The following is a 2,232-nucleotide window of genomic DNA, read 5'->3' as shown; positions in this document are numbered from 1 at the left end:
AGAAGGGTGACAAGATACATGGACAGATATGCAGTTACATTTGTATTTTTACTGCCGGCTATGTTCCTGAGATCATTCATCTTCATTCCAATAACCTCATTATCCTCATAGGCCACCAGGTACACAACATGATTGAATCTTCGTATCATTACTTCGAAGCTCTCTGCAATCTGCTCTACAGCATGCTGCACATCCCTGTCACTGTAATCCATATACAGTTCCTTGTTGTCTTCCATGGACAATTCACCCTTGTCCAAGAGATAATATACTATCTTCATGGCTTTTCTATAATTGTTGTCAATTTCATTTCTATAACCTTCGACTTCGGCTCTCAATCTATCATCCATTGCCGTCTTCCTTTCTTCTAAATAAAATATCACTGCATTTAAGGTACTTCTTGTCTCTGTGGTTTACAATCATGACGCTACTGCCTTCAATGGCTTCAATCTCAACGATTCCAAGCTTCATTATCTCCATTCCCTTTTCACCGATTCTTCCAAGGCTGTATCCGAAATCAAAATCCTCTCCGGGCATGTGCATATGCTCCCTGCTTTGCTTCAACATCTTAGCGATACTGATCCTGTGATCTCCATGAAGCTGAACCAGTACGTTTCTTAAAAGCTCCACATCCTCTACAGTATCAAACAATTCTGACAACCTGGCTCCACCGTCTTCTGACACCAGTATTCCATCCAGTATCCTTAAAATCATCTCATCGTATGTCCCCTGTACATAGTCAATCCTTTCAATGTACAACTTCTCCTCTTCCTCGTCTGTTGTTTCATCAAGATATATATTGTCCTCTGTAGTGACATCTTCATATGACTCTATTCTCTGGGGCGAGTATGCCCTTGCAAAATTGAAATTCCTCTTTAGATCAGGCATCATTAGAGGTCGCAATATATTTGCCATGCCATCAAGAGACAGGACATTTTCTTCAAAGGCCTCAACTATATCCTTTTCCATGTTAAGCCTGTTTTCAAAACCAATGTACAAAACATTGCCGATTGCCTCGTTGTATACATCCCCGAGAGTCTGCTGCTCCTTGAATAACTTTCTCTGCTCCCCGAGAAGCTGCTGCAGCCTGCTTCTAATATAATCCATGTTTTTCAGGTCATCTTCCATATCTGATGTTCCCTCATCCATGTTCTGTTCCATATATTGGTTTTTTGTCATTGTTATGAGCTTATAGAGTTCCTCATGCTTTTCATTTTGTTCGCTGAGTGTATCGAAGGTTGTCCTGTATGTGTTTTCATAGTTTTCCGTTGTGAATAGTCCTATGTCTTCCTTTATTTGTACAATATATTCGCTTATTTTCTGAATCTGCTTCCTGTTGAGGGTGAATAGATTGTCTACGCTTTCCCTTGCAGAGCCGAAATTCCTTTTCTGTATAGCATACTTTAACTTCAGCTGTTCAAAGCTCATCTGCAGGGCTTCTTCTACTTCAAGGGTGCTGAAGAGAAACTGAAAGCCTTGTGCTGTAAGGTTGTAGCTGAAGCTGTCGGCTCCGTCAACCTGAATGATGCTGTCCTCTATCAATCGTATGTGAAGATTCTCCTCTTTTTCTTCCTTGAAATTATAGTAGCTGAAATAATATGGTCTTCCGTTGTTCTGAAGGGATGTCTTCACAAGGTGATTCACAAGATTGCCATAGTCCATATCAGATTCTAAAAACCCCTGTTTTTTCATAAGATATTCAACATACGTTTCCATATCCTTCATGGTACAACTTTGTTCAAGGAGGGATTTTTCCATTATGAAGCACAGAAGCTGTATAATCAGACCAAGAATCTGCTGCCTTGAAAACTCCATTTTTCTCAATTCATCACGTATTGACGATATTTCATTCAAATAATGATGGATGGCAACCTGTTCCATCCTCTTATGATAATTATCTAGAAACTGATACATGCTAACCTCTTTTCTTCTTAAACATATTTTTTAATACTTGATAGTTGAGTATTTCCTGGGGAATATATTCATTCTCTAAAAATCTGGAAACAACTTTTTTTATAGTTTCATAGTCCCAGTCTGGAAATAATTTACTGATTTTTTCTTCACCAATGCTTCTCTGAGATTTATATACTCTCCATCTGTTGTTCTTTTCTGCAAGTTCAAGCATTTTATCATAGCCTTCCTGCCATAATTTGATATTTATCTCAGGAACTCTGTCTGCTAGTGATAAAAATATATTCAAGCCCTCATCATCCAGGTCTCCAAAATACCTGTATG

General features: G+C 38.7%; 2 protein-coding genes and 1 pseudogene. All 3 read right to left on the bottom strand.

Translation table 11 applies throughout. The features are described from left to right. Window positions 1-347, bottom strand: a 347-nt coding sequence (locus AC3AX0_RS11970; protein WP_487550511.1) for a DUF6063 family protein, incomplete at its 3' end; no start/stop codon positions are given. Then, complete coding sequence (locus tag AC3AX0_RS11965) at window positions 340-1,911, bottom strand: hypothetical protein (protein ID WP_487550510.1); 1,572 nt, start codon at window positions 1,909-1,911, stop codon at window positions 340-342. The genes AC3AX0_RS11965 and AC3AX0_RS11970, both read right to left, overlap by 8 nt. A gap of 1 nt (window position 1,912) precedes the next feature. Then, window positions 1,913-2,232: pseudogene (locus AC3AX0_RS11960) on the bottom strand (hypothetical protein); the annotation flags it as partial.

The sequence above is a fragment of the Dethiosulfatibacter sp. genome (assembly GCF_983023055.1).
Note: the sequence above shows the minus strand (reverse complement) of the source record. Positions and strands in the feature narration are given on the sequence as shown.